Annotated in this window: 22 protein-coding genes and 1 tRNA gene; 15 read left to right on the plus strand and 8 right to left on the minus strand. The window is 53.3% G+C overall.

All coding sequences use genetic code 11. The features are described 5' to 3' along the window. Window positions 1-262 precede the first annotated feature (262 nt). The 7 genes from AC5S16_RS07455 to AC5S16_RS07485 all read left to right on the plus strand — a co-directional run bounded on the left by AC5S16_RS07455 (window position 263) and on the right by AC5S16_RS07485 (window position 8,537). Window positions 263-339, plus strand: a tRNA-Ile gene (locus AC5S16_RS07455). A gap of 71 nt (window positions 340-410) precedes the next feature. Beyond that, window positions 411-1,532, plus strand: coding sequence for a site-specific integrase (locus tag AC5S16_RS07460; protein WP_493929412.1), 1,122 nt, complete (start codon window positions 411-413; stop codon window positions 1,530-1,532). Next, complete coding sequence (locus tag AC5S16_RS07465) at window positions 1,522-2,487, plus strand: DUF6387 family protein (RefSeq protein ID WP_493929413.1); 966 nt, start codon at window positions 1,522-1,524, stop codon at window positions 2,485-2,487. The genes AC5S16_RS07460 and AC5S16_RS07465 overlap by 11 nt, the downstream gene beginning before the upstream one ends. A gap of 145 nt (window positions 2,488-2,632) precedes the next feature. Then, on the plus strand, window positions 2,633-2,869 hold the full coding sequence (locus AC5S16_RS07470; RefSeq protein ID WP_493929414.1) for a hypothetical protein: 237 nt from the start codon (window positions 2,633-2,635) through the stop codon (window positions 2,867-2,869). A gap of 102 nt (window positions 2,870-2,971) precedes the next feature. After that, a complete protein-coding gene (trfA, locus tag AC5S16_RS07475; protein ID WP_493929415.1) occupies window positions 2,972-3,958 on the plus strand; it encodes a plasmid replication initiator TrfA in 987 nt (328 codons plus the stop codon). Window positions 3,959-4,401: 443 nt separating this feature from the next. Next, complete coding sequence (locus tag AC5S16_RS07480) at window positions 4,402-5,919, plus strand: site-specific DNA-methyltransferase (RefSeq protein ID WP_493929416.1); 1,518 nt, start codon at window positions 4,402-4,404, stop codon at window positions 5,917-5,919. A gap of 2 nt (window positions 5,920-5,921) precedes the next feature. Then, window positions 5,922-8,537, plus strand: a complete 2,616-nt coding sequence (locus tag AC5S16_RS07485; RefSeq protein ID WP_493929417.1) for a DEAD/DEAH box helicase — start codon at window positions 5,922-5,924, stop codon at window positions 8,535-8,537. Window positions 8,538-8,938: 401 nt separating this feature from the next. Here the strand turns inward: AC5S16_RS07485 and AC5S16_RS07490 are convergent, their stop codons facing one another. Then, the gene (locus AC5S16_RS07490; RefSeq protein ID WP_493929418.1) at window positions 8,939-9,625 is read right to left on the minus strand and encodes a metallophosphatase domain-containing protein; all 687 of its coding nucleotides are present in this window, start codon (window positions 9,623-9,625) and stop codon (window positions 8,939-8,941) included. Between the two features lie 325 nt (window positions 9,626-9,950). Here AC5S16_RS07490 and AC5S16_RS07495 point away from each other — a divergent pair, with 325 nt between their 5' ends. The 5 genes from AC5S16_RS07495 to AC5S16_RS07515 all read left to right on the plus strand — a co-directional run bounded on the left by AC5S16_RS07495 (window position 9,951) and on the right by AC5S16_RS07515 (window position 14,557). Then, window positions 9,951-10,394, plus strand: coding sequence for a hypothetical protein (locus AC5S16_RS07495; RefSeq protein ID WP_493929419.1), 444 nt, complete (start codon window positions 9,951-9,953; stop codon window positions 10,392-10,394). A gap of 402 nt (window positions 10,395-10,796) precedes the next feature. Next, complete coding sequence (gene trbJ, locus AC5S16_RS07500) at window positions 10,797-11,540, plus strand: P-type conjugative transfer protein TrbJ (protein WP_493929420.1); 744 nt, start codon at window positions 10,797-10,799, stop codon at window positions 11,538-11,540. Window positions 11,541-11,559: 19 nt separating this feature from the next. Then, window positions 11,560-11,913, plus strand: a complete 354-nt coding sequence (locus tag AC5S16_RS07505; RefSeq protein WP_493929421.1) for a hypothetical protein — start codon at window positions 11,560-11,562, stop codon at window positions 11,911-11,913. 10 nt (window positions 11,914-11,923) lie between these two features. Beyond that, complete coding sequence (gene trbL, locus AC5S16_RS07510) at window positions 11,924-13,792, plus strand: P-type conjugative transfer protein TrbL (RefSeq protein ID WP_493929422.1); 1,869 nt, start codon at window positions 11,924-11,926, stop codon at window positions 13,790-13,792. 81 nt (window positions 13,793-13,873) lie between these two features. Continuing rightward, window positions 13,874-14,557, plus strand: a complete 684-nt coding sequence (locus AC5S16_RS07515; protein ID WP_493929423.1) for a hypothetical protein — start codon at window positions 13,874-13,876, stop codon at window positions 14,555-14,557. 169 nt (window positions 14,558-14,726) lie between these two features. On the opposite strand, the gene AC5S16_RS07520 is transcribed toward AC5S16_RS07515, so the two are convergent. From AC5S16_RS07520 to AC5S16_RS07545, 6 genes are all read right to left on the minus strand, one after another. Further along, entirely contained in the window at window positions 14,727-15,563 is an 837-nt protein-coding gene (locus AC5S16_RS07520; protein WP_493929424.1) for a DUF8757 domain-containing protein, read from the minus strand. A gap of 2 nt (window positions 15,564-15,565) precedes the next feature. Then, a complete protein-coding gene (locus tag AC5S16_RS07525) occupies window positions 15,566-16,498 on the minus strand; it encodes a DUF488 domain-containing protein (RefSeq protein WP_493929425.1) in 933 nt (310 codons plus the stop codon). Between the two features lie 177 nt (window positions 16,499-16,675). After that, entirely contained in the window at window positions 16,676-17,086 is a 411-nt protein-coding gene (locus tag AC5S16_RS07530) for a hypothetical protein (protein ID WP_493929426.1), read from the minus strand. Beyond that, the gene (locus AC5S16_RS07535; protein ID WP_493929427.1) at window positions 17,058-17,633 is read right to left on the minus strand and encodes a nucleotidyltransferase domain-containing protein; all 576 of its coding nucleotides are present in this window, start codon (window positions 17,631-17,633) and stop codon (window positions 17,058-17,060) included. Before AC5S16_RS07535 ends, AC5S16_RS07530 begins: the two co-directional genes overlap by 29 nt. Window positions 17,634-17,691: 58 nt before the next feature. Continuing rightward, window positions 17,692-18,591, minus strand: coding sequence for a retron St85 family RNA-directed DNA polymerase (locus AC5S16_RS07540; protein ID WP_493929428.1), 900 nt, complete (start codon window positions 18,589-18,591; stop codon window positions 17,692-17,694). Window positions 18,592-18,602: 11 nt separating this feature from the next. After that, window positions 18,603-19,520, minus strand: a complete 918-nt coding sequence (locus AC5S16_RS07545) for a retron St85 family effector protein (protein ID WP_493929429.1) — start codon at window positions 19,518-19,520, stop codon at window positions 18,603-18,605. Window positions 19,521-20,034: 514 nt separating this feature from the next. On the opposite strand from AC5S16_RS07545, the gene AC5S16_RS07550 reads away from it, so the two are divergent. From AC5S16_RS07550 to AC5S16_RS07560, 3 genes are all read left to right on the plus strand, one after another. Continuing rightward, window positions 20,035-23,709, plus strand: a complete 3,675-nt coding sequence (locus AC5S16_RS07550; RefSeq protein ID WP_493929430.1) for a hypothetical protein — start codon at window positions 20,035-20,037, stop codon at window positions 23,707-23,709. Between the two features lie 21 nt (window positions 23,710-23,730). Next, window positions 23,731-24,537: an ABC transporter ATP-binding protein gene (locus tag AC5S16_RS07555; protein ID WP_493929431.1), complete on the plus strand. Its 807-nt coding sequence runs from the start codon at window positions 23,731-23,733 to the stop codon at window positions 24,535-24,537. Between the two features lie 240 nt (window positions 24,538-24,777). Continuing rightward, window positions 24,778-25,530 carry a metallophosphoesterase family protein gene (locus tag AC5S16_RS07560; RefSeq protein ID WP_493929432.1) on the plus strand — a complete coding sequence of 251 codons (753 nt, stop codon included), beginning with the start codon at window positions 24,778-24,780 and terminating at the stop codon, window positions 25,528-25,530. Here the strand turns inward: AC5S16_RS07560 and AC5S16_RS07565 are convergent. After that, window positions 25,527-25,808: a hypothetical protein gene (locus tag AC5S16_RS07565; RefSeq protein WP_493929433.1), complete on the minus strand. Its 282-nt coding sequence runs from the start codon at window positions 25,806-25,808 to the stop codon at window positions 25,527-25,529. The two genes, AC5S16_RS07560 and AC5S16_RS07565, sit on opposite strands and share 4 nt — an antisense overlap. Between the last annotated feature and the right edge of the window lie 12 nt (window positions 25,809-25,820).

The raw sequence follows: 25,820 nt of genomic DNA on the forward strand, positions 1-25,820 counted from the left end.
CAGTGACTAAACTCGAAGCAGATATGGAGCGTCTGCATCGCGCTGCAAGTCAAGCGGCATAACCGCACCGAGGTGCCACGGGAGGTTGGGCATCGCCAGCAAAAGCAGTGATAATCTAAGGAAATACAGCTGATTAGCCATTCCTGAGGGCCTGTAGCTCAATGGTTAGAGCAGGGGACTCATAATCTGAAGATGCACCAAAGGATTGTGGTACAGTTGAGCGCAGGAACGGGACAATTCGGCAAGCGCATTCGTCGCATAAGGGCCTATAGCTCAATCGGTTAGAGCAGCGAACTCATAATTCGTTGGTTCCAGGTTCAAGTCCTGGTGGGCCCACCAAAACCTCCAAGAATCGTCCGAGGTACACTTGAGGTACAGTGCACAATTGCGGCACTCTGCCGGAGGTACGCTTGGCAACTCTCGTAAAGACTGATCTTGGCAAATGGAAAGCCGTCATCCGAAAGACTGGGTGGCCCACAGCATCGAAGACCTTTCGCACGAAACGCGACGCGGAAGACTGGGCACGTCGAACCGAAGACGATATGGTGCGCGGCGCATATATCCAGCGTGCTCCCGCAGACCGTCTTACCGTTGCAAAGGCTCTCGAACGCTATCTCGCTGAAGTGACACCGACTAAGCGGCCCAGCTCGCAGATTTCGGACCAAAACCGCTCAAAGATTTTGACCGAGCATCTGGGCAAGTATTCCCTTACAGCTTTGACACCGGAAGTCGTGGCACGTTTCCGCGACATGCGGCTTGCTGGCGAAGATCGGAAAGATGAGAAGGGCAAACCAATCCCGCGCGCAAACGATACGGTGCGGCTTGACCTGGCTCTGCTCGGACATCTGTTCACGATAGCAATCAAGGAATGGGGCATCGGCCTTCCGTCAAACCCGGTCATGAATATCCGCAGACCCGCGCCGGGGCCGGGACGCAATCGCAGGCTTTCCGCCGAAGAGGAGAAGCGTCTGCTTGCGGCAGTGGACCAGCACTCGAACCCAATGTTGCGATGGATTGTTCGGATTGCCCTCGAAACCGGGATGCGAGCGTCAGAGATCGTCACACTACGCCGAGTGCAAGTTGATTTGAAGCGGCGGATAGTCCGCTTGCTCGAAACGAAAAACACAACGCCGCGAACTGTACCTCTGAGCACAACTGCTGTTGCCTTGTTTCGAGAAGCATTGAACTATCCGGGGCGTCCCAAAGATACCGACCTGATTTTTTATGGAGAGCCTGGACGTGATGCCAAGCGCCGTCCCTACCAGTTCAATCCTGTATGGCTGAAGATCAAACATGAAGTAGGGCTGCCAGATGTGCGTTTCCACGATCTACGGCATGAAGCAGTAAGCCGCTATGTCGAAGCTGGTTTTTCCGATCAGGAAGTCTCAGCTATCAGCGGACATAAGTCGATGCAGATGCTGAAGCGCTACACACATTTGCGTGCTGAGGACCTCGTAGTGCGTATCGATGCACTCACAAAACGCCAAAAAACAGCGTCTTCTAAGTCCTCGGAGAAGCAACATGCACGGTAAGAAGAGCCTAAAAACTGCGCAGTTGATTCAGAAATATGCCCCCTGGTTTAGCTTGAGCAAGTACGAGGGAGTGAAAAATCTCGGCGCTATCGGTTGGGCCTGGCAAATAGCGGTCAGAGTCGATCTTCAGGCACTGTCCCCTGCAACTCTGCTTCGAGGGAGGATGCTTGCTGCCAGCTCACTTCAGGCCAGCTTTTATGAATTGCTCGCTTTGCTGTATGAAAAACCGCTTATAAGCGAAAAAGAAATCTCCAAAATCCTTGCGAGCAATCATCCGTTTTTGCCTGGAAGCTTTGCTGCACTTGCAAAGCTCAATCGGTACGGGCATGGCGTTCATCCTCTCACAGTGCTGGACTGCATTCGCATCGGTAGAGACTTACGAGAAGATTCACAAGAACGAATCGATGCCGCAATGGAATCGCGGAGGCAAAATCGATCAAGCATGGAACTTACTGGTGATCCTGGCTGGCACGAAAGGGAAACCGAAGAGGTACTGCATGAGCCAGTCAAACTTCATCTCACTTCGCAGCATGTGCCCAACCAAACTGTCTTTCTGACAGTAAACCTAAGCCTGCCGCCAGAGCTTCTCATTAGGCAGTTCAAAGAGGTTATTTACCAGCAACAAGAGGACTGCCTGTACAAGCCTGTCAAACCGAAACAGGATAAGAAACCCGCTCTTCTCAAATGGGAGAAATCAAAAGTCCTCCCATACATTGATCTCCTCTTCTGGAGGAGTCGTCTTGAAGATGTTTCTCTTCGGAAAAGTTTCAATGACGCGGTGATGGCACATCTGCTTGAAATGGATGATCTGGGTTTGCTACGCACGACCAAGGCTCATCGAGAGGAACTCCTGGACCCACTAGGGCCAGTCTTTGCTGGGCTCATTGAAGCCGCCATCAGTAAAATGCGTGGGCCAGTGCCTCTGACCAGGCAGAGCAGAAAAAAGCGTCACTGAAATTGCAAAAATAAAAGTTAGTTTTTGCCTCGATCACGAAAGCGCCGCGATCTACCGTAGCTCCAGATTACGCAATCTGAGCAGATGTTTACGCGTGCAAACAGCATTGCTTCGCTAAATATCTCTCCTGTACGGAGGCATTCTCGTGACTACGGAAGAAATACTCGTTCAACGTTATGGGGCAACGATGTCCTTTGGCGATCTGGCCGAGGTGCTTAAGAGCAAAAGTCCAAATGCGGTTCGTGTCCGACTGCATGGCAGGTCTGTTGCTTCTCAGAAGCTGCGGGGCATTCGTAAGCAGCATGGCCGCCGTGTTTATTTCCTCACTGTGGATGTTGCTGCGTTACTCGTCCAAGGAATTGCCGAAGACGCTCGGCGATGAAGAACCAACATATTCTCCGAGGCTCTTACGAGAGACTGCTCAGGCAGATGACCAGCCCATTGGGGACAGTAGCGGACATAGTCCCGGCCAAGGGATGATGTAATGCACAATCGACAGCTTCCTGTGCAGCTTCCAATTTGGCCGGAGAAGGTGCGTGGTGGCCCGAACCCTTTCCTCCGAAGCGCTCTCTTTGCAGGCGTTCCATCGCGGTTCCGAAAGATTCTTGAAACCCGAAAGTCTGCTGCGGATGAACCCGAAGGAGTCATGATCGCCGCTCAGCAGGGAATATCCATCTGGTACACGGGGACTCAACTCAATCAGTACGACGCCGACGTGTTCTTTGAAGTGCTCCACCGTGCTCGCCGCTCCCCACTGGGAGAAGTGGCGCGTTTCAGCGGCTGTAATTTTCTTCGATCCATCGGACGCGGGACTTCCGAGAGCGAATATCAGGACCTCGATACTGCGTTGCGCCGGTTGAAGAGAGGCTTGGTTGATGTTGAATGGGCAACTCGAAGCAAACGACTCGCCTACACTGGGAGCCTACTGGATGACTTCGAGCGCGACCTTAACACTAAGGAGTATTGCGTCTCTCTGTCTCCGAAAATCAAAACACTCTTTGAGTCGTCAAGCTTTACCCATATTGAATGGGATGAACGTCAACGGCTTTTGAGAAATCCCTTGGCCCAATGGCTTCATAGCTACTACTCCACACACGCAAAGCCATTCAGCGTAAGCATCGCCTTTCTCCAACAAATTTCCGGGCAGGAGTCAGCACGTCCGCGTGATTTTGCTCAATCCTTACGTCGCGCACTCAACTTGCTGCAAGCGGAGCTTGGATGGTTTGTGGAGTGGCTGGAAGGCAATCTGGTGAAAGTCACGCGCCCTCCTTCAAATACTCAGATTCGGCATCTCAACCGTAAAGCTGCTCGTAAACAGTCGCTCGAAATTGCTAATAGGCCACGATCTGCACCGCCAGTTCTGAGATCATCGCCAACCGCAGGTGCTTGGCCAACTCCTACCCGCACAGATCAAATGAGTGAGGAAGGCTTGGTTCCCATCCGAGAGATTCTCTCAGCGCACTTCCGTTAAGAATAGATGTTCGGGTTTCATTCGCGCCTGGCAGCGCTTGTGCTCTCTGTTTTTGCAGACGTCTCGCGCCGGAGAAGTTTTCCGCAGATTGTGGACGGTTCGGGTTTCATTCGCGTTAGATTCGGGTTCCATACGCCCCCAGTTCGGGTTCTACTCGCGGAAATTCGGGTTTCACTCGCGCGCTCATTTTCGCATCTTTCTCATTATCAATGAGTTAAACGAGAGTTCTTGCAGCCTAATCCTTTATAATCCCTATTTAATCTGTATTAAATCCCAATGAACCGACAGCTCTTGAGTCTCTCTAAACTATGAGAGCCATTGTTCCCTCATGGCTAGATCACAGGTAATGCCGAGCTTCTGTGTCACGCCTGGCGCTGCTGGAGCCAGTAGTGTCCAAGGTGCTATGAGGCAATGATGCTTCGCTGTTTACAATCAAAACGTCCATGCCCAAGCTCGATTGGTTGACTCGAAACGAAGATGAGAAGGTTGCGGCCCGTGTCCCTTACCGGCTGCTAACAGAGGTTCCTGAGCACTCTTATGGCGACTCCAGCGCCGAAAATATGCTCATCCAAGGGGACAATCTGGAGGCACTGAAGGCCCTCCTCCCGTTCTATGGTGGCCGGGTGAAGTGCATCTTCATTGACCCGCCCTACAACACGCGCAGCGCCTTTGAGCACTATGACGACAATCTGGAGCATACGCAATGGTTGGGTATGATGTACCCGCGCTTAGAACTGCTACGGGATTTCCTGGCGGAGGGCGGCAGTATCTGGGTCACGATCGATGACAATGAGGCACACTACTTGAAGGTCATCATGGATGAGATTTTTGGGAGGAATAATTTTGTAGCGAACATCGTTTGGCAGAAAAGGTATGCACCAGACGCAAGAATTGCAATCAGTGACGCACACGAACACTTGCTTTGCTATGCAAGAGAGCCGCGGTTGTTTGGTGAAAGACGAAATCTACTTTCTTTGACAGAAGCGCAAACAAAGCAGTTCAAGAACCCTGACAATGATCCACGTGGACCGTGGAAGGCCGACAATTTCACCGCTGCTGGTTTTCGCCCCAATCAGATGTATGAGATTACGCTTCCGTCGGGTCGAGTGGTAACGCCACCTGAAGGGAGGTGTTGGCGCGTCACTAAAGAAGGGTTTCTCAAATTTCAAGCTCAGGGAATGATGTACTACGGACCGAAGGGTAGTAGCTTGCCTTCTCTTAAGCGGTTTCTCTCAGAGATGGAAGGAATGGTGCCATGGACTTGGTGGGGACACACTGAGGCTGGTCATTCGCAAGAGGGCAAGAAAGAAAGTCAGATGCTCTTTGGGAGAGATGAAGCATTCTCTACACCAAAGCCGGAACGCCTAATCGCACGCGCAATTCATATTGCGACTAATGAAAACGATATCGTGCTTGACTCGTTTCTGGGCTCCGGTACAACCGCTGCTGTGGCGCACAAAATGGGTCGCCGTTACATTGGCATTGAGACGGGAGAGCACGCGAGTACCCACTGTGTCCCGCGCTTGAAGAAAGTGGTGGACGGAGAGCAGGGCGGAGTTTCTGAGGCCATAGGCTGGCAGGGCGGCGGCGGATTCCGCTTCTACAAGCTGGGCAGCCCCATCTTTGACGTAGACGGGCGGATTAACCCGGAAGTGAAATTTGCCCACCTTGCTGCGCATATCTGGTTTGCGGAGACGCGCACGCCCATTCCACACCCACGGCGGCGCTCACCTCTGCTGGGTGTGCATGAGGGTGTGGGATATTACCTGCTTTTCAACGGTATTCTTGGCGACAAGCGACCCGATGGCGGCAACGTACTTACACGCCGCGTGCTGGCAGACTTGCCCGCGCATGACGGCCCCAAAGTCATCTACGGGGAAAGCTCGCGCCTGAGCAAAGAGGTGCTGGCCCAGCTTGGCATCACCTTCAAACAAACACCCTACGACGTGAAGGCACGATAATCATGGAGCTCAAGAACTTTCAAAAAGACACTCTGACCAAGCTGAAGAAGTATTTCGAGGCGGCGCGCCTTACGAATGATCCCGCAATTGCCTTCATTCAGACGGTGCAATCTCCCGATGGCCGCTTGCCCGTGTATCGCCGGATACCAGAGCTGGAAGATGTGCCTTATGTTTGTTTGCGTGTGCCCACCGGCGGCGGCAAAACCGTCATCGGCGCGTATGCCATCCGCGTGGCCGCACAGAGCTACATAGAGAAAGACTATCCGGTGGTGTTGTGGCTGGTGCCGTCCAACTCCATCCGCACACAGACGGCGGAAGCGCTAAAGAATACCGCGCACCCATACCGCATAGCGCTAGACGAGGCCTTTGATGGCAGCGTGCGTGTCTTTGAGATTTCAGAGATTGAGAACATCCGCCCGCAGGATTTGCGGGATCGAGTATGCGTGGTGGTGGGCACCATTCAATCGCTGCGTGTGACCAGCACCGAAGGCCGGGACGTGTACGCGCACAAAGAGGCATTGGAAGACCACTTTACCAAGCTGGCCGTGAGTGCGCCAGGGCTGGAACGCATAGAGGACGGAGCAGATGCAGGCAAAGTGAAATATTCCTTTGCCAACTTGATGGCTGTGCATAGGCCGCTCATCATCATGGACGAGGCGCACAATGCTCGCACATCCTTAACTTTCGACACGCTGAAGCGGCTTTCCCCTGTTGCGATTGTGGAGCTGACGGCCACACCGGACACGAATCTGAAAACGGGCAGCAATGTGCTGCACCGTGTCTCCGCGTCTGAGCTGAAGTCCGCAGAGATGATTAAGCTGCCCGTGGTGCTGAAAGAGCACCGCGGCGATTGGCACGAGGCCGTGAGCGCCGCGTGCCTTACGCGCAACGGGCTGGCGGAGTTAGCGAAGGGCGAAACGGAGTTTGTGCGGCCCATTCTGCTGATACAGGCCGAGAACAAAGACAAAGAAGCCAACGTGGAGGCGGTGAAAAAGTACCTGCTGGAGAACGAGCACCTGAGCGTGGAGCAGATTGCCATTGCCACGGGTGACCAGCGGGAACTGGACGGCATCAACCTCTTTGATCCGAACTGCAAGATTGAAGTCATCATTACCGTGCAGGCGCTCAAAGAAGGCTGGGATTGCTCCTTCGCCTATGTATTCAGCTCCACAGCAAACATTAGCAGCAGCAAGGACGTGGAGCAGTTGCTTGGCCGTGTGCTTCGGATGCCATACGCAAAGCGGCGCAAGGTGCCGGAGCTGAATAAGGCGTATGCCCACGTTTCCAGTCCAGACTTCGGCGCGGCGGCCAAGAAGCTGGAGCAGAACATGGTGGAAATGGGCTTCGATGAGGCGGAGGCACAGCAGTACATCGAAGTGGAGCAGCCTGATTTACCGAACCTGCCGCTATTTCTTCAGAGTGAGCCGTTGCGTGTGACAGTAGCCGCGCCGGTAAATCTGGAGCCACTTTCCAAGCAGGAACGCGAATTTATCGCAGTAAAGGCGGAGTCTCCCGGCAAGATAGAGCTGGAAGTCCATCACATTACTCCGGAGATACAGAAGCAGGTATTAGAAGCCGTGCCGGAGCCGGATCGTCCCGCCGTGGAGCGCCAGATACGGGAGTATATCGCCAAGCAAGAGGCACGCCGTGCACCAGCATTGCGCGGGGAGCAATTTGTGGTGCCCCGGCTGTGCGTTTCATTCGACGGCGAACTGCTGCCATTCGACAAGAGCTTATTTCTGGATGCCGCTTCATGGAGCCTGAGCCGTTGCCCGGTGGACCTGAGCGATTTTCGGTTTAATGATAATTCGCAAACCTTTGAGTTTGATGTGTACGGCGACAAGATCCACTACACATGGAAGGGCGAGCAGCAGTTAAACCTGAATCTGACGGCGGCCAACTGGACGGAGAACGATTTAGTGCGCTGGCTGGATAGAGAGCTGCGCGACCTGTCAATACGGCAGGAAGAGAGCCTCGCGTGGCTCCGCGCTTGCGTTTCGCAGTTGGCAAGTCGTGTGGACCTGGGCCTTGCCCGATTGATAGGCGCGAAGTTTATTCTGGCACGCAAACTGGAAACCAAACGGGAAGAGTGCCGCCTTGCTGCTTACAATACGGGCTATCAGGAATTGCTCTTTGGCCCAAGCGCTGCGCCGGAGACGAGCTATGAATATGCCTTCCGGTACGATCCGAACGTCTATCCTGCACGTTGGCTGTACACGGGCACATATCGTTTTGGAAAGCACTTCTATGAATTAGTGGGAGAGCTGGAGCCGAAGGGCGAAGAATTTGATTGCGCGTTCGCGCTGGATGGGCAATCGGGTGTAAAGCATTGGGTGCGGAATCTGGCGCTTCAGCCAGAATCCTCGTTCTGGCTCCAGACCTCCACAGACCGCTTTTATCCCGATTTCGTGGCGGAGCTGCTGGATGGTCGCTTGCTGGTGGTGGAATACAAAGGCAAGGATTACGCCACAAACGACGATTCCAAGGAAAAGAAGCTACTGGGAGAAGTATGGGAGCGCAAGAGCAACGGCAAGGTGCTATTCCTGATGGCCGTCAAAAAGGATGAGCGCGGGCTGGGCGTTCACGATCAAATAAGAGCGAAAATTGAGGGTTGGTAGATTGTGGGCTGACTCAGAATTGTAGACCTCGGCCAGCTATGGCTTTCAAACGGCCTCTATAGATTGTCCTAAAACCCAGAGAGGCCGCTAACTGAAGCAATAAAGATAGTGTTGGAATAAGGCGCGAGCATCTTGGTTCCGGCTAGCAGCTTCAGTCGTCCTTGATTGGCGTCTGGTCCTGTCAATAGTTCTGCTGTTGATCGTCTTGCTGATGAAGCAGGCGCAACCCCGGAGAGGCAGCAACCCTCTCCGGGCCTAGCTTCATCGCTCTCAGTATAAACCCAGCTTGCCAAGCGGGAGTTTCCGCTTTCAACACGACCTGTGACCTATACCTACCGAGAATTTGCTTTACCCGCCACCTAAACCTACCGAAATACGCTAGAGGGGAACCAAACCCTGCCCTATCCGACGGCTATTTCGACAACAGTGGGAGGATTGGCGATACGGCGGCCAGTGTTGACGACAGCACAGTTGACTAGAAGCGTGCTTCCCCATGCCAGCTCGTGACCATGTCCGCCGTGAATGTGCCCGAAGAGATGGAGCTTTGGCTTGATGCGTAGCAGCGCGCTGGTCAGGTACTGGCAGCCATGATGCCTGCCAAGAATATCGTTCTTGTCCAAGGTTCCATAAGGTGGTCCGTGTGTGATAAGCACGTCAGTATCGCCTGGCGCCTTATCCCACACCGCGCGGGCTTTTGCACCGTTGGTTGTCGCAAAAGCCATCGTCTCCATTACGGGAGTGATAGGTGAGCCCCAAAAGCGGACGCCCTCCAGCACGACCCCGGAGTTTTCCAGATAGTGAGCGTTGGTCAAGAGCGTTCTGGCTTTCTTCGGCTCTTCTTGAAAGATCAGATCATGGTTTCCAGCAATGACAATCTTGTGGCGATGGGACAGCTCACCTAGCCAGTCGTTGAAGTCCTTCAGCATTTCCATTGATTTTTCTAACGGCTGGAAGAAGTTCGTCACGTCTCCCGCATGGATGAGTACGTCTCCCTCTGGGACTTGCACCTCACGGTGCAGACCGTGCGTGTCACTCAGGCAGACGATGCGAAGCGCCTTCGGCTTTGATTTCTTGAGACTACGTGCCATTCCCGAAATCTCTTCTCCCTATTTTGTTTCTTACTCTAAAAATGCGACATAAGTCCAACATAAGCTCACGATAAGCCTGACGTAAGCATTCATCTCGGATACGCCGAACATAAGCTCGACATAAGCTCACTGTAAGTCCCACATAAGCTCAGGCAATAAAACAGCGTAGAGAGTGCATCAAAAAAGTGCCTTAGAGGAACATAAAGAAAATGACACCATTCGAGTATTTTTTATATCTAACTACTTTTAGATACAGCACGAACTTGTCGGACAAATCTTTTGAATTTGTATGACATTTGACGCACACGATATAGTGAGCAGCACTATGAGTAAGAAATGGGGTAAAAAACCGAGAAAAGATCGAACGGGACGCCTCTCATTGCGTGTGGATGAACCCAATGCAAAACACATCGAGGTTCAGTCCAAGAATCCTCACTTTGGTAACAAGACGAACTATCTGAACTGGCTCATTGCCCAGGACCGAGCGGGCCGGGATGAGGGCTTGCGTGGCCTGGAAGAAACCCTCGTCAAGACCATCAATGCTCTCGAAAAAGAGATACGAAACATCCGGCTCAATGTCTCAACCCTGAACGCCTTTGCTCACGCTTCAATGAAGATGTACCTGGTCAATCATCCCGAAGCCCATGCAGATACAAAGCGGCTCGCGCAGGGCATTGCAAAGGCGCGTTATCAGCATTTGCTTGAGCAGGCGGCACAGGAATTGTCTTACGGAGAGGATGAAGATGCTGCCGATGATGAGGAGGAATAACAGTACCGGCACTGCATCCGGCAAAAATGCTCTTCAGCGATGAGTCAAGCTATTTTGTTTTTATAAATTTTGACCACTTAATGGAACAGGCAGAAAGCACTTCTCTTTCCCTGCAAAGAGTGATACAAGGTTCTGCATAGGGCTCCGCGATTCTTAATCGTGGATTTACCTACCGACCAATAACTCATTGAATCCGGTTTCTGCGCCGGGTCGAGCCATATACTCGCAAATCCCATAGTTGTCTTCACAGCTCTGAACAGTGCTGCATGTGCATTTGTTCGAGCAATGCGGAGTATTGGTGTCGAATGATGCAAAAGCATTCTCCACGAAACTTCTTGCTGTGAAGGCCTGCGTACATTGGTGTGCCCATGCACGCCCCATGAGCATGAAAGGAGAACAGCCGTGGAAGCAAACCGATACACCTTGCCTGGCAAGAAGTGCGTTGCATCGCTTTTGGCCATAAGCCTTGTCGCGTTGTTGGAACCTCGGCCTGCGAGAGCTGGCGGGGTCTTTCTCGGTGCGACAGAAATTACGCAGTTGTTGAACCACGCTGAACTTGTCTCGCAGTACATCCAGCAAGTGCAGCAATACGAAACGCAGCTCCAACAGTGGCAAAACGAAATCAAGCAAGCCGCGATGCTGCCGCAGCAGACCTTTAGCCAGGTCGAAGCGCAGCTCATAGGCTTGCAGTCTGTCGTACAGGGCGGAAACGCGCTCTCGTATGCAATGGCGAACATGGACTCGCAATTTACGTCCCGGTTCGCATCGTTGGGCTATCAGCCGGGCACGTCGTATGCACAACGCTACGCAACGTGGTCGAAGACCGCGATGGATACCACGCAGAAGACGCTTGACGCTGCTCACTATCAGAACCAACAGGTAGCAACGCAGGCAGCACTTCTACAGCAGCTCCAGCAGGACGCGAAATCCGCGGACGGCCAGGAGAAGGCAATCCAGACCGGCAACGAGATCGCGGCAGAGGAAGCCAATCAGCTCCTCCAACTCCGCGAGCTGATGATGGCCGACATTCAGAGCAAGGCCGCATTTCAGGCCAAGCAGATTGCAGAGGAAGACGAGCAAAAGCGCTCGGCTGGCTTCTACAACTCGGTCGATTTGTTTGATGGGCAATATGCGCGTCATCCATAGGCATTGAGTGGAGAGAGAAATGAAGAGTGTATTTATCGCGGTTATGGCAGCCTCTCTGCTGGTTGCAGTCGGATGTAAATCTGCAAGCTCGTCAAACTCGAAGATCGTTGCAGAAGTGGAAGCGGCTGGATCGGGAAGGCTGGAAGGACTTGATGAAGCGGCAATCCAAAGCTGGCTTGCGAAGCACGATGACGTGGCAGCAAAGATTGGCCCTGAATGCTCCGTCGTGATGAAAACTGCCACTGCGGATTGGGCCAATACAACAGAAGGCGCAGTGTGTACGGCTGCCGCGCGAGTTCTTTTTTATAAGTCGAAAGATTTGTTTAACGGGCAGTACGCTCAGCCCCAACCAAAACCGCAATCGACCAAGTGAGGGGAGGGCAATGATGAAGGCTTTGCTCAAGAATCATTGGCCGTTGCTTCTCGTGGTGATGGTCTTCACTGTAGCCGTATTGTCCCCTGCCTCGATCTTCGCGCAGACATCGCTTCCGTCAAGTGGGGGTGAGGCTCCCGGAGCGTTTAGCAGTGCTGGACCTTCGACCATTGCGAATACTTTTTATAACGCCACGCAAGGCTGGATCAATGGCTTGAAGGGTCCAGCGCAAGCATTGTTTTGGGGGCTTGCGGGAATCGATTTCACATGGACCTGCATCAGCCTCATCCTTCAGCACCAAGAGCTGTATCCGTGGATGGCTGGCCTGATTCGCAAGATTCTGACGATTGGTTTCTATGCCACGCTATTACAGAATGGTTCCGATTGGATCGCAGATATAGTCAACTTTTTTGTGAATCTTGGAGGAAGTGCGGGAGGCGTATCAGTAAGTTCTTTGAGCGCATCGGGAATTATGGGGGCAGGCATTCAGCTTGCCGGACACATGCTGCATTCTGCGGCCTCGGCATCTCAGACGGGTGCTGTTACGAACCCAATTTCGCTTTTGATTTCCGGCCCTTCTTCTATTGGAACAACCTTATTCCTTTTTGCCGGCGCAGTTTTGATGGTGGGAGCATACATGATAGTCGCTCTGCACTTTGTCATGTCGATGGTTGAGGCTTATGTAACCGTTGGCGCTGGCTATATTTTCCTCGGCTTTGGTGGTTCGCGCTGGACTTTGCCGTACACAGAAAAGTACCTCGGCATGGTTGTGGCAGCCGGGGTCAGAATCATGGTTCTGGAGCTGCTGATTGGCTTGGGAAGCAATCTCTACCCGCAATGGGACCAGATGGCGCAGAAAATCTCCGCAATTCCTGACCTCATGGACGGTGGTATGGTCGGCGGGCAATGGAGCGGCATCGAGCTGGAAGCAGCACTTGTTACTTCCATCGCTATTTACGGCTTGTTGTGCTGGATGATTCCACGGCTTGCCAGCAATGTCGTGCAGGGCGGACTCTCCATGTCTGGAGGAGATGTGATTGCGAGCGGGGCCGCAGTTGCGAGTACAGGCATGGCTGCCGCATCGTTTCTGTCTGGCTCTTCTCAATCATCATCAAAGGCAGTCTCGGAAGTAGCGCAGGCCGCGGCCATGAAGGGCGCGGAGATGGGCGTGCAGCTTGGCATGGCTGCGATGACGGGTGGCGCAAGCGGAGCGGTTGCGGGAGCGTCGAGTGCGGCAAGTATAGGCGGCGCATCAAATGTCGGCGGAGCTGCTGGAATGTCAGCGATAGATGGCTTTACGCCTCCGCCGCCTACAAGCGGCACACCGGATGCTCCAAGCGGAGGAAGTGGATCGGCGGGTGGCTGGAGCGATAAAACGCCTCCTCCTCCATCTTCTGTATCGGATGTAAATGATGCAGCAGGGGACAGAGGTGTGGATACCGGCGATATAGGCCCTATCGGTTCCTCAAGCGAGGTTGAAGTGGCAGCGCAAGAGGCGGAGGCCGCACAGGTAGAAGGCGAGTTTGCCGCTTCTTCGGTGACCAGCACGGATCAAAGTGTGTCAACGGTATCCGAAGTTGCCAGAGACGCAGGTGCGGAAAACGAAACGAAAGAACCTGCGCCGGTGAATCCGCAGACACCGCAGGTTCCCTCTACAGAAACTTCCATGAATCCTGCGAAGGGCCCTGAAATAAGTTCGTCGTCAGGCGGAACTGGACAAGGTTCAACCCCTCAAGCGCCGACAGGCAGGAGCGGGACAGGTGGAATCATCAATGCGCTCGAAACAGTAGTGAATGAGGGTGAGCGAGCAATCAACAAATTGCCGGACAGTGGCGGTCACGTCGGCGGCACAACGCCCAAAATGGACCACGGTGAATAGGCCAGGTAGACAGGCAAATGCGGTAGGTATAGGTGGCGGGTGCAGTAGCAAAGAAGCATTGCCCGCAGAGAGCAGGCAACGATGGAACATCAGCAGATAGTGCCGGGATTCGAGATTCCACAGCAATGCCGAGCCGCTGTGGAGCTGGAAATGCAGATGTGCGGGTTAGACGATGAGCAGCGCCAGGTCGTGATGCAAGCCGTTGACTCCTACGTTGTAGAGGCCATCGTTGCCAGCGCATCGGAGATGCTGACAACGAAGCGTGACGATGTGCGCTGGACGCTATGGGATATTGAGCATCGGGTGCTGCCCGGTGCGCCCGTGAGCGGAGAAGAGATGCTTGCGCGCGTAACGGCGGCAGCCGCAACGCGCTCGAATGTTGTTGATAGCTTCGACCGCATACGGAAAAAGCTCGGTGAGAAGCCAGCGGCAACGGCTGCGCCGGTGAAACCGGCTCCTAAACCAGTACAGACCACTGCGCCAGCTCCAAGTGCGGTCGCGCCTGCACCCGCGCAGATGTCCGTGGTACAAGCCCCGGCCCCGCAGCCTCAGATTGTGTCAGTGGCGGTTGCTGGGTGGAATCTCGTAAAGCCCACTCTGACTCTTCCGGCGCTGCTCCTGCTTTACCTGTTTGGCATCTTCATCACATTTGTCATTGTGATCTGGTTTCTGAATACATCCGGCATTGCGAACTTGATGCAGGCAAAACAGCCGGTTGGCATCTCAGTGCAGCCAGGGACAACGGAAAGAATGGTACAGAGGTAACTCCGTAATGAAGCGGGATAAAGCAGGTTCCGACGCCATCGGAAAGCGCGGCATCATGGACGAAAACTACCACCTGATTGATCCTTGCAAAACTAAACATAGGTCTATGGAGCAATAAGACGGCGTGGGTCCAGCGAGCTATTCCTACCGGATAATCCCCAATCTTTCGTTACAAATCAGAAGGAAATTGGTCAAAAAGCGACGGTGTGGATTCAGATTTTGCTTGCAATTTCGGAGGCCAGTATACGCCAATGACTACCCATGATTTGGGATGAGCTAAAACAGTGCCCACATAGAAGTGCGTATCAATCTTAGAGGCGCAAAGTTGATCCAAGAATTTTGCCCTCACTTTCGCGCACGCTTCAGTTGGTGTTGCACCGTTATCAATACACTTCCAATAAAGGGAACCAAGTTCCCAATCTTCGAGCATCATCTGGTGTCCCTTGCAGCGCATGTCCTCGCAGGAAAACTTGTACTGAAATTTGAATGGCACTTTGCGTGGAGGTTCTTTGCTTGCTTTCCTGTTTTCCCAGAGGCGTTGTTGCTGCAATGCGGCCTTAAAACCGGGCTTCCAATCTACCTCATCGGTTTTAACCACCAAATCCTGGATGTTCTTCGGTCGGAAAATGCCAAGCGAGGTTTTGTCCTGCTGTTGGCGAGCCGCAAGTTCTTCCATAGACTGTGAGGCTTTAGCGAGCGCGTATTTTGACCGTTCAGCCCAATTATTCTTCGTGTGAATCGGTTCACCTATCAGGCGAATTGTGTCGCAGTCAGGGCGATAGCTCTCTTTGCGGCTATCCCGTCCTGTGTGCTTTGTCGCAGTGACTTCCAACCACTGGTATTTCTTGTATTGCTGGTTCCACGGGAGATCGCGAAAATTAACCGGGTACAGCCTGATGAAGTCGCCGAATTCATTTACGCCGGCCGTACAGACTAACTCGTCGTACTTAGATGAGGGAATCGGATAGGTTTTTACTGTGATCAAAACCTTGAGTTGTTCGTTCATGTTTACAGGTGGACAATCTTGAGCCCCGTTTGGTCAGCAATTTTGGCTGCAAGACGACTGCGATGACAGTCCACTGCCTCCTTCTCCATGCATACAAGCACAGATGGCTTCTTTTTCATCAATTCCGAGACTGCTGTAATCTCATCGAGCTTCGCCGGTAGAGTTTTTCTTTCGTAGTAGCCGAAGAGTTTCTCAAAGTCCTTAGGTGTTTCCATACCCTTGCGCCGATCCGAAGTGATGCCCAGTTCTGGGTGATGAACATACTCAATGCCCAGTTTCATAGCGATGGACGACATTGATCCTTTTGCAAAGCCATACTTGCGTGACACTGGGTTTGACCGCACATCTATGACGCGACGAATGCCTGTCCTAAGCAGCTTTTCAAAGAAACCGTCTACTGAACGGTCTTCATAGCCCATTGTGTAGATGCCAGGAGATGCGATAGCCGTAGTGGGGACATTTTTCGGCACAATATCCTTGGCCTCACTGTTGATTGCATACCAAGGGTATCTAGCATAAACATCCTTCATGAGATCACGGGGAGCCAGCCTCCCGTACTTTGAGAATGCCACGATCATAGCGCGTTCTGTATCTGTATCGACACCAGCCGCTTCTTTCTTACCCGAAGATGTAACGGTCAGATTCTTGAATGTACCGGCAGTGGATGCTTCCACGTACTGATAAGCAATAAGCGCATCTATTTCGCGGTTTGCTGCGAATGAATATGGGCCGAATTTGTATGGCAAGAAGTCATAAAATGCTGTATCTCGGCCTAGGGAAGTCTCTTGCTTTAGCAGAAACAAGAACTTTTGAAGTTGGACAGATGACAGAGAGCCGCCAGCAGTGCCCAATAGTTTGAGAATTGTACGTTGCCTACGGAGCATGATTTCACCAAAGAATAGCAATGATGGGTTCAACTTAATATCGAATTTCAACGTGCTTGAACGCTAGGTAGACTTCTAGTCATCGTTGACGTGCGTTGGATTCCGCATAAGGGAAATCCGCATGCAGTTACCAACTTTCAGTTTACCTGATTTGATTGTCACGCAAATGGCTGGTAAATCTCATTGGATCAATCGGTTAGAGCTTCTTATACATTTGTTCGAGACAACTCAGGGGATTCTCTTTTTGATGTCAGCCTCGATAAACAATAAATACTGCTCTGCAGTTGAAACGCCTTCCTGGGCTTCTGTGTCGCTAATGATGGTCACGTCATAGAAGGCGTCATTGCGCTTGCGCCGCATCCGGTCGAACAGGATGAAGGTTGTTGCCGGGCAACTTGCTAGGTGTTGCTGTGCAAATTCAATGATTGCGATGTGGTGGCCGAGCTGCTTGCGTGGGCGCTGCCCGTGGCTGAGCATGAGCGCCAGAGAACCTTTAATCATGGCCTCGTAAGCAATCTCATAGGCAGTTTCAGCGTCAATGGCAAGGTTCTTTCGAGCGGCGGTGGTCCTCTTCTGCGCATCAGCGAAAAATTGCTTCACCTGTTTTGGATTAATGTGCTGCAGCTTCGTTTTGCTCATTCCCTATTAGCTCGATTCGTTTTCCTTCCCACACATCTGTGAGGAACGGGTCATGGGCTGCGAGTTTTCGTTTCAGCTCTTGCAGATTGAAAACCGTGTAATTCACTTCCCGATTGAGTGTTTTTTCCAGCTTTCTAACCTCGGCTGCCAGATTTTCGGGATCAGGTTGACCGACAATGAACAAGTCAATGTCGCTGGCTGCATCTGCTTCATTTTTAGCAAAAGAGCCGTACAGATGAGCCTGGTCAATTCCACGCACACGGTGCAGTGCTGACTTGAGCGTTGGTACAATCCCCACTGTTCCCTGGAGGAGAGAGAACACCGCTTTCAGATACGGGTACTGCGGGTTGATGCTGTAATATCGCTGGCGACCTTCCACTTCGGAGCGTAGAAGTCCTTCCCGTTCCAAACGCGCCAGCTCACGCGACAGATTGGTGGAATCCACGCCCAGGGCATGCGCTAACTGACGGACATACGCGCGCGCCGAACGGTTCGCGTAGAAGTATGTCAGTAGCTTGCGCCGAAGCTCAGAACGAAGAGAGAACATTGCAGTAGAATTATACTGCAAATGCAGTGATAGTTTACTGCATCTTTGAGAAAGATGCTTAGGGCCTCCCGTCACGCGCCCGAATTGCCTGAACATGCCCGTACTTGCGGACAAGAGTGTTCATGAATTCTGGATCAAACCCGGTAATATACGAGATCATTCCAGCCAACTGAACGCGATCTTTTGTGGCAAGGCTATCCAACCTATGCACCTGGGATCGAACCTTTCGTTTCAACTGCCTTCCAACATATACGTTGCCATCACTGCCGAGAACTATCCCTGTAACTCGTCTCGCACCTTTTTTTGAACTGTGCCGAGTCTTTGTTTCATTGATCCGAAGTTTGCTGGGAAGTGTCAACTTCGATACCGCTAGTTTTACCTCCTGCTCTATTTCGGTAAGTACACCTGCTTCGTTTGTCGAAAAGAAAAGGTCATCGGCATATCTTGTGTAGTTGACTCCACGTGACTGGCAAATGCCATCCAGGGTTAAGTCGAGGTTGAAGCACAGAGCGTTTGAAACCGCAGGCGATGTCGGCGCACCTATCGTCAATCGACTAAAGCGGAATACTAAGAAACAGAACCATTCAAAGTCTTGATCTGACCAGTCCTTAAACAAGTTTGGTCGCCTATCCTTATAAGCAATCATGTCGTCCACCGTTAGCGACGGGAAGAACTCTTGCATATCCATACGCAACAGAAACCGTGTTCCGGCATGAGCCTTCGCGTTGTCGAGAATCGTACGTTCTTTGCGATAAGCGGAGGCTGCATTGTGCATGGGCCAGGACACGATAACATTGGCCAGCAACCATTTTTGCAATGCCTTAAGACGTCTTGAAGGATGCATGATTGTTCGCGTTCCTCCTCCACGTTTAGCAATCTCGTATTCCTTGTACTGATATGAAGCGGTCTTTACAAGCCGAGCGATGTGGTTCGCTGGCAGCGATAGCTCCTTGGCCATTCGTTCTATAATCATCGCTTTAAATTGACCTCTCTCATCACAGAAACAGCTTCTGGGATTGACTGCAGCCCGGACAGGAATTCAGCGCGCAATTCGGCAAAACTTACCCACTTGATTCGGTGATAAGGGTGCTGAAGCGCTTCGGTATTCGCTGGAGAGAAGAATGTCACTATGCTGCCGTTGACCATAATGTCGTCCTTCCTTATAAGTCCCATTGCTTCTGCTAATCCGACGAGAAGCGTGACTTCCAACTCAGCTGTTGGTACCGTAGGCGCTACCTTCGACATGAAGAATTCGATTGCATCAATCGTGGTTGGAGCAAGTACGCCTATTAGGTCACAGATGAAGAAGAGTAGATGTTTACGGCTGCGCGCCAAATCCGATACTTTTTCAGACTTCGGTTTTGGGATCGTGGCAATTCTGCGCTCAAGCTCACCAGCGCATTCAAGTATCTGGTTATGTCGCGTCCAGACAGTAGGTCGGAAATCAGACTCCGCATCGATCCATTGGATCGGGCCAGTATTGATGAATGAGTTGGCTCCCCGGTATTGCTGATCGACAATCGGCAATAGCTTCTTTCTCAGGGCTTCGACATGCGAAAAGGCACCTAGCTCCGCAAAGGTTCCTGGACTCTCCACAATTATGATGATGAGGTCCGAGAGCGCCGCAAGGTCCGACTCCATTTTGAGAGCCCCAAGCCCAGGATTGGCAGAAATCAGCTCCCAAACCCGTTCTGCGTAGAAGATCTGAAGATCCGGCTTTTGTTGCTTGAGGTACGCACGGAGGGTATCGCGAGGAGCACTGTTCAGCCCACCGCAGATGAAGATAACAGGCGATATTCGCCTGAATCGATAGTGCTCCGGACTCAGAGAACTAATAATTCGATCGCAGGCCGAACGTAGCTTGGCCTGCTCGACCCACGATCTCATAGCTCCTACTTCGAATGGCGGCCCGGAGCGCAGCGCAGGGCCGAGAATGCGTATCAATAAATCCAGGCTGGCTATGCACCAGCCTTGAGTAATACATCTAGCTATTACTACTTGTCTGCTAGGAGCAGTTCAAAAATAAATTGCCTGCATTTGTAGGTCAAGCCTAAAACCCATCGACTTGCATTACAGCATCTATGGCAAGTCACGTACATTTGCAGGTACAGCAGAGGTACACACATCAGCTTAGACAGGCTTCGATAAATTGCGCTAAATTACGGTCACTCAATTACTTACGGCTTCGCTCGATTACGCCCGCATTTCCTGCATTATCATAGACTTACAGCATTGGGCCAAAACTCATAATCCCTTGGTTGGGGGTTCGAATCCCTCCGGGCCCACCATTGACTCCTTTTCAAAATTCTTCGAAAAGCCGTTCCATCATCTGGACTTTTACCGAAACGACTCTCCTCTTTCCTTTCCCTATCCTTAGGACGACATGGGCCTGGAGGGGGCTGTGTACCGGCAAGTGGGCGGTTCTGCACTGCTGCTTTTGTTACTTACGTCTGTGATCTCGCATATCGCCGGGCGAGGCACTCATGCGTCTGCCGGGAGACCTGCAAGTGAAAGCCATGCAGCTGCGAGTGCTTCCGGAAGCTCGGCGGCAGATCCTGACTGGCGAAAGTGCTATGCCTTTGAGGCTTTGCGCCAATATATGGGACTCGCTGAAGCAGAGTCGAAATCTGAAACGGCAGCATCAGGAAATTTACTCTGTACGGCTTCGAGCTTTGCCGCTGTTTTTCCATCGGGCATTCCCGAAATTGACCGTGCGGGCAGCCAGGTGCTTATCGCCACGGTGCCCGATCCGCTGGAGACATCGGAAGAGCTGCAGTTTGACCGGGACATTGCCGCGCTGCAGGAAGCAGCCTCGACTTCCGGATATGATTTCGTCCGGCTGGCTACTCCATGGCGGGCGTCTGATCTCTCCGACACGAAAGATCCGAAGGACTCTCGTGAACTGGAGCGCTACCGCGAGCATTTTGGCGATGAGCCCGGCGCTCTGCTCTTCCGCAAGCGCACGCGTGCCGAAAATGTACAGCTTGCAACACCTGACAGCCTGCTGATGATCGTTCTGGTCCCGGAATCGCCGATCTATGGACTGAATCTGGCGGCGGCCCGCGAAGGACTGAGCGCTGTCGAGACTCTGCTCGGGAAGGGTTTTCATGCAGCTTCTTCAGACACATCAGGAAAGGCGCGGATACGATGGATCGGCCCGAGCTATTCGGCTTCAGCGCCGGGTCTGCGAATGCTGGAGCGCGAAGTCGCGCCGCAAATATCTTTCAACGTATTGAGCGGCACGATCAGTACGAGTACCGCGAATGCTTTTCTTGTAGACATCGACCAGAATGCATCAAGAACAGCAGCGCCAACAGAATCTAAAGCGACGCTGAGTGAACTTGATCAGGACGCGCTCTGCTGGGTCCTGGGGCAGGAGTCCCGCATCGGAAAACGATCCTATGAGCCGGTGGTAGTGCTGCAGGAAGATGAGACTGCGTACGGCACCAGCACAGGCGATGCGGTCGGCACAAACAGTCCCTGTGGTCACCTGCGGGACATGGTGCGGCGTTTTTCATTTCCGCGCGGAGTTTCGCATGTGCGGAGCATTTTTGGAAGCACGCTGAAGAATGCAACCCCACCACAGGCACAGGATGAAAACAGCAGCGCCAACAACGGCGATCCGAGCCTCACGTTTCATGATGCCCTGGAAGATTCACTTGATGCCGCTCCGGAGTTCGCGCCGCAGTCGCCGGTGTCGAATGAGAGCGTGCTGGCGACAATCGCGACCACGATCAAGCATCTGCATGCGCGCGCTATTGTAATTCGCACGAGCGACCCGCTCGATCAGCTTTTTCTGGCGCGCTACTTCCGGCAGCAATGTCCTGACAGCAGAGTGGTGCTGTTCAATGCGGAGCGGCTGCTTACGCGGCTGCGGGGGGACTTTAATCTCGATGGCACGCTGATTGTCACACGCTTTCCGCTGTTTCAAAATTCCTATCTGCAGACGCCGTTTCGCGGTGAGTCGCGCCATTCGCTCAGCTTCACCAACAGCCGCGAGGAGGCTGTTTTTCTGGCAGCGCTGATGCAGCTCGAGGAGAAACAATTGCCTCTGCTGCAATCGCCTTTTGCGCACCAGCACTTTGCTCTTGCTCCGTGGATTGGCGTGGCGTCCGGGGGAGACTTCTGGCCGGTTGCGTACCTGGGCAAAGATCAGGTTGCACGCGATCCAGCCTCAAGAGAGAACGCCCTGCTGCTGACGGACACGCCTCCGGAACCACTGCCTGTGCTGTGGACGCTGGTGCTGCTGGCGCTGCTTCTTCTTTCGGTTGTTCACTTCCTCTTCTTCATGATTGCGGTGCCGCTGAACGCACGGCTGCGAAACAGCAAGAAGGAGTGGGTGCGGCGCATCGCTGTCCACCAGCTGCTTGCGTACTATTTATTTCCACCTTCGCCTACGTGCGATCAATCGCGCTTGTTCGCGGGACAGTGCTGGTGGCTGCTGAATGTGAGCACGGAACTCATGCTCATGGTGTCGTATCTGCTCTTTCCAGCGATTGCGTATCAGGCGAAGATACAGAACATAACGTCTGTGCCTGCCGCGATTCGCGATTTTCCCATACAGACCACGATCTTCTCCGGATTTACTCTCGTTGTGCTGCTGCTTCAGTTATGGATGGCCACCATGCTGGTGGTGCTGCTGGCAAAACAATGCGGACCGCGCGGGAAAAACTTCTTTGTCCGTTTCGAGCATTGCCTGTTGCCGATGATCTCTGCTGTCTGGCTCGTGGTTTCGCTTTCGCTCTTTACTGCGCAATTGACTGACACGCAGACCGGCTTTGCCTTTGCCTCGCGGTGCCTGCACCTTTCTTCCGGCGTCTGTCCTATCCTGCCATTGCTGCTGCTGTCTGCTGGATTCCTGATTGCAGCGGTCGTAAATCTGAATGCGCTGAGCATGGGAGTTACGCGCAATCCAGGTGTGCCTGACCTGCAGTGGTTTTATCTCGACCTGAACGCATGGCAGAAAAAGCTGAAGGGCTTTACCGAGCTCTGGTATGGACTTCCCGGAGCAGACGGAAAACTACTGGCGTCTTTTGTTGTGCTCGCCTGGTTACTGCTGCATCCGCAGAGGCTTTTCGCCACATTCGATACATCGTTCATCGGATGGCTTTACACGCTGAATTTCGTCTTTGCTATCTGGACAGTGCTGTGGCTGTGGGCCAGGTTTCTCCGCATCTGGGCGGTGCTGCGCGGCGGGCTCGACTGCCTGGAAGGCTCGCCGCTGCGATTTGCCTTTTCGCGTTTGCCGGCGATTTTTTCGATTGATCCGATATGGTCGTATTCCGGACTGCGCCGCGTGGTGGTGGTGCCGATGCGGTGGTTTGAGTATCTCAGGGTATCTCCTCCGACTTCTGAGGCAAAACAGCCCATTCTCGATGACAACCGCTGGCAGTTGGGCAAAATTCTCGATCAGATGCGGGATTCGGAATGGCTGGACAGCCTGACCTTTGCTCGGTTCAGCAATGAACAGAACGAATATGCAGCCGCGCTTTCACAGGAACCGGCGATAAAAGCGAGTTGGGAGCGCGGCGGTCCGGACTGCGGTGTGGCCACTCCGGCAAAACAGGAGGCAGGCGATAGAGACGAGCCGCCCGCTGCCACAGGACAAAAGCTGCGGCTTGATGTTCCATCACCGTGCGGCACGACCTTTGATGCCGGCAACTGTGCGGTCGAGATCGGGAATGAATATATTGCGATGCGGATTGCCGCATACATCCGCTACGTCACGCTACACATGAAAAACCTGATGACGTTCATGTCGCTTGGCTTTCTGCTCATCCTGTTAGCGGCCATCAGCTATCCATTTGATCGCCCGCAGATCATTGCATGGTCAGAAACGATTGTGCTGGCTGCTCTACTGTTCACGGTGGGAACTGTGCTGGCACAGATGGATCGCGACGCGATTCTGAGCCGCATGAGCAACACCGTTCCGGGTCATGTGCGGTACATGCCGCTACTAAAGCACATGCTGGCCGTTGGAGGTCTGCCGCTGGCCACAGTTCTGGCGACCCTGTTCCCTTCGATCAGCAGCCTGCTTTTCTCCTGGGCTGCTCCCTTGTTTGAGAGCCTGCACTGAGCGAAACGTTATGATGCTCTAGTGAGCGCATTGTTGGAGATCGATCGTCTTTCTATCGCATTCCAGGCGCATAATGCCGTCGACAATCTGACACTGAATATTGCGCCGGGCGAAGTGCTTGGCCTGGTCGGTGAATCAGGCTCGGGAAAGTCGGTGACTGCGCTTGCTATTCTGCGGCTGCTCGACGCTGCGGCGCGCGTGGAAGGCGCGATACGCTTCGATGGTCGCGACCTGCTGGCTCTCAGCGAAGAAGAAATGCGGCAACTGCGCGGGCGCGAGATTTCCATGATCTTTCAGGAGTCGATGACGGCGCTGAATCCGGTGATGCCTGTAGGCGAACAGATTGCCGAGGCGATTCGCACGCATCACCCCGAGCGCAATCGCAGACAGGTGCGCGAGGCCGTGATTGAAGCCATGCAGGCGGTTGCCCTGCCTGAGCCCGAGCGGCGACTGCGCGATTATCCACACCAGTTTTCCGGAGGACAGCGCCAGCGCATCCTCATTGCCATGGCGATTGTGAACCGTCCACGTCTGCTGATTGCCGATGAGCCTACGACGGCTCTTGATGTCACGGTGCAGGCGCAGATTCTGGAGCTGCTTGCAGATTTGCAGAAGCGCTATGGGCTTTCGATGCTCTTCATCTCGCATGATCTTGCAGTGGTTTCGCAGGTGGCCGATCGTGTTGCTGTGATGCGCCATGGCGTGCTGCTCGAAGAAGGTTCGAAGCGGGCGATATTTCAATCGCCGCAGCATGCTTACACGCGCAGCCTGCTGGGCGCGGTGCCTACCCTGCAGACAGACCTCACCAAACCGCTGGCAACGTTGTGAACTAACCCCACCTTACGGCAAATCCTGAGTTGATATAGCCATATTGATTATTGTGCAAGGTCGCCGCCCCTTGGGGTCGCGTCGACTTGAGTGCAGTGGCTTCGATGTACAGCTACTCAGGAATTGCTTTAACGCCCAAAAGCAGGGCGCGAAGATGGGGCATCCGATGTTTGGTGAAGACCAATCCTCCAGCTTGGAATTCGCATCTATTACGACTAGATTTGGAGACGGGCCTTTTCCATGCGTGCGTTGATCCTGTCCGATATTCACGCCAATCTTGAAGCGTTGGACGCGGTGCTTGCCGCTGCTCCTGCTCACGATGTGGTGTGGAACCTTGGCGACATCGTCGGCTATGGCGCGAGCCCGAACGAAGTCATCGACCGCGTGCGCGCTTTGGGCAGTGTGTTTGTGCGCGGCAACCATGACCGCGCCTGCAGCGGACTCCCCGGCATTGAAGACTTCAATCCCATTGCCAGCCGCGCCGCGCGATGGACGCAGTGCGTGCTTTCAGCCGAGCACATTGCGTGGCTGCGGCAGCTTGCCGCCGGGCCTGTGCTGCCGGATGGTCCGAACGTAGCCTGCACTCACGGCTCGCCGCTCGATGAGGATGAGTACATCCTCTCCATGCGCGATGCGTGGCAGCCGCTGGCGAAAGTGACGACGTCCGTCAATTTCTTCGGACATACGCATCTGCAGGGTGGCTTCGCGACGAATGGGGATGACTCGTTCAAGCTCGTTCCTGATTACGCCACGCATGATGAGGCGGAAGAGTATGAAATTCAGTTGCGTGAAGGCGTGCGCTATCTGCTGAATCCGGGATCCGTGGGGCAGCCGCGCGATGGCGACTGGCGTCCGGCATTTGCTATTTATGATGATGCGGCGCGAACTGTGACCTTCTACCGGGTGCCTTATGAGGTGCGAGTGGCGCAGATGCGGATTATCCGTGCTGGCTTGCCGGATCGGCTGGCTACTCGGCTGAGGGATGGGCGCTAGGTTGCTTTTCTCTTGATGAGGACTTTCACTACCCAATAAAAGACTTTCAATATCCAGTAAAGGATGGCTGCGTTCACAATTCCGCCAACAACAATGTCAATTGGAGGACTGCAGAATGGCGTTCCTCGTTTGCATAGCATCTGGCTCCAGGGAAATGTGGCGTAGAAAGCCGGGATAAAGCTGTAGCCGAATTCATCGAGATTGATCAGAGCCAACACCAGGAAACCTGTAACGATCGCCAGATAAATGACGGTTATGATTACAGGACCGCGGCTCATAGAAGTTTGGTA

The sequence above is a fragment of the Acidobacterium sp. FHG110202_01 genome (genome assembly GCF_059115305.1).

Bases quoted from the DNA above. Each gene is read 5' to 3' on its own strand.
- AC5S16_RS07465 (WP_493929413.1), top strand. From the start codon at position 1,522: ATGCACGGTAAGAAGAGCCTAAAAACTGCGCAGTTGATTCAGAAATAT.
- trfA (WP_493929415.1), top strand. From the start codon at position 2,972: ATGCACAATCGACAGCTTCCTGTGCAGCTTCCAATTTGGCCGGAGAAG.
- AC5S16_RS07480 (WP_493929416.1), top strand. From the start codon at position 4,402: ATGCCCAAGCTCGATTGGTTGACTCGAAACGAAGATGAGAAGGTTGCG.
- AC5S16_RS07485 (WP_493929417.1), top strand. From the start codon at position 5,922: ATGGAGCTCAAGAACTTTCAAAAAGACACTCTGACCAAGCTGAAGAAG.
- AC5S16_RS07490 (WP_493929418.1), bottom strand. From the start codon at position 9,625: ATGGCACGTAGTCTCAAGAAATCAAAGCCGAAGGCGCTTCGCATCGTC.
- AC5S16_RS07495 (WP_493929419.1), top strand. From the start codon at position 9,951: ATGAGTAAGAAATGGGGTAAAAAACCGAGAAAAGATCGAACGGGACGC.
- AC5S16_RS07505 (WP_493929421.1), top strand. From the start codon at position 11,560: ATGAAGAGTGTATTTATCGCGGTTATGGCAGCCTCTCTGCTGGTTGCA.
- trbL (WP_493929422.1), top strand. From the start codon at position 11,924: ATGATGAAGGCTTTGCTCAAGAATCATTGGCCGTTGCTTCTCGTGGTG.
- AC5S16_RS07515 (WP_493929423.1), top strand. From the start codon at position 13,874: ATGGAACATCAGCAGATAGTGCCGGGATTCGAGATTCCACAGCAATGC.
- AC5S16_RS07520 (WP_493929424.1), bottom strand. From the start codon at position 15,563: ATGAACGAACAACTCAAGGTTTTGATCACAGTAAAAACCTATCCGATT.
- AC5S16_RS07530 (WP_493929426.1), bottom strand. From the start codon at position 17,086: ATGAGCAAAACGAAGCTGCAGCACATTAATCCAAAACAGGTGAAGCAA.
- AC5S16_RS07535 (WP_493929427.1), bottom strand. From the start codon at position 17,633: ATGTTCTCTCTTCGTTCTGAGCTTCGGCGCAAGCTACTGACATACTTC.
- AC5S16_RS07540 (WP_493929428.1), bottom strand. From the start codon at position 18,591: ATGGCCAAGGAGCTATCGCTGCCAGCGAACCACATCGCTCGGCTTGTA.
- AC5S16_RS07545 (WP_493929429.1), bottom strand. From the start codon at position 19,520: ATGAGATCGTGGGTCGAGCAGGCCAAGCTACGTTCGGCCTGCGATCGA.
- AC5S16_RS07560 (WP_493929432.1), top strand. From the start codon at position 24,778: ATGCGTGCGTTGATCCTGTCCGATATTCACGCCAATCTTGAAGCGTTG.
- AC5S16_RS07565 (WP_493929433.1), bottom strand. From the start codon at position 25,808: ATGAGCCGCGGTCCTGTAATCATAACCGTCATTTATCTGGCGATCGTT.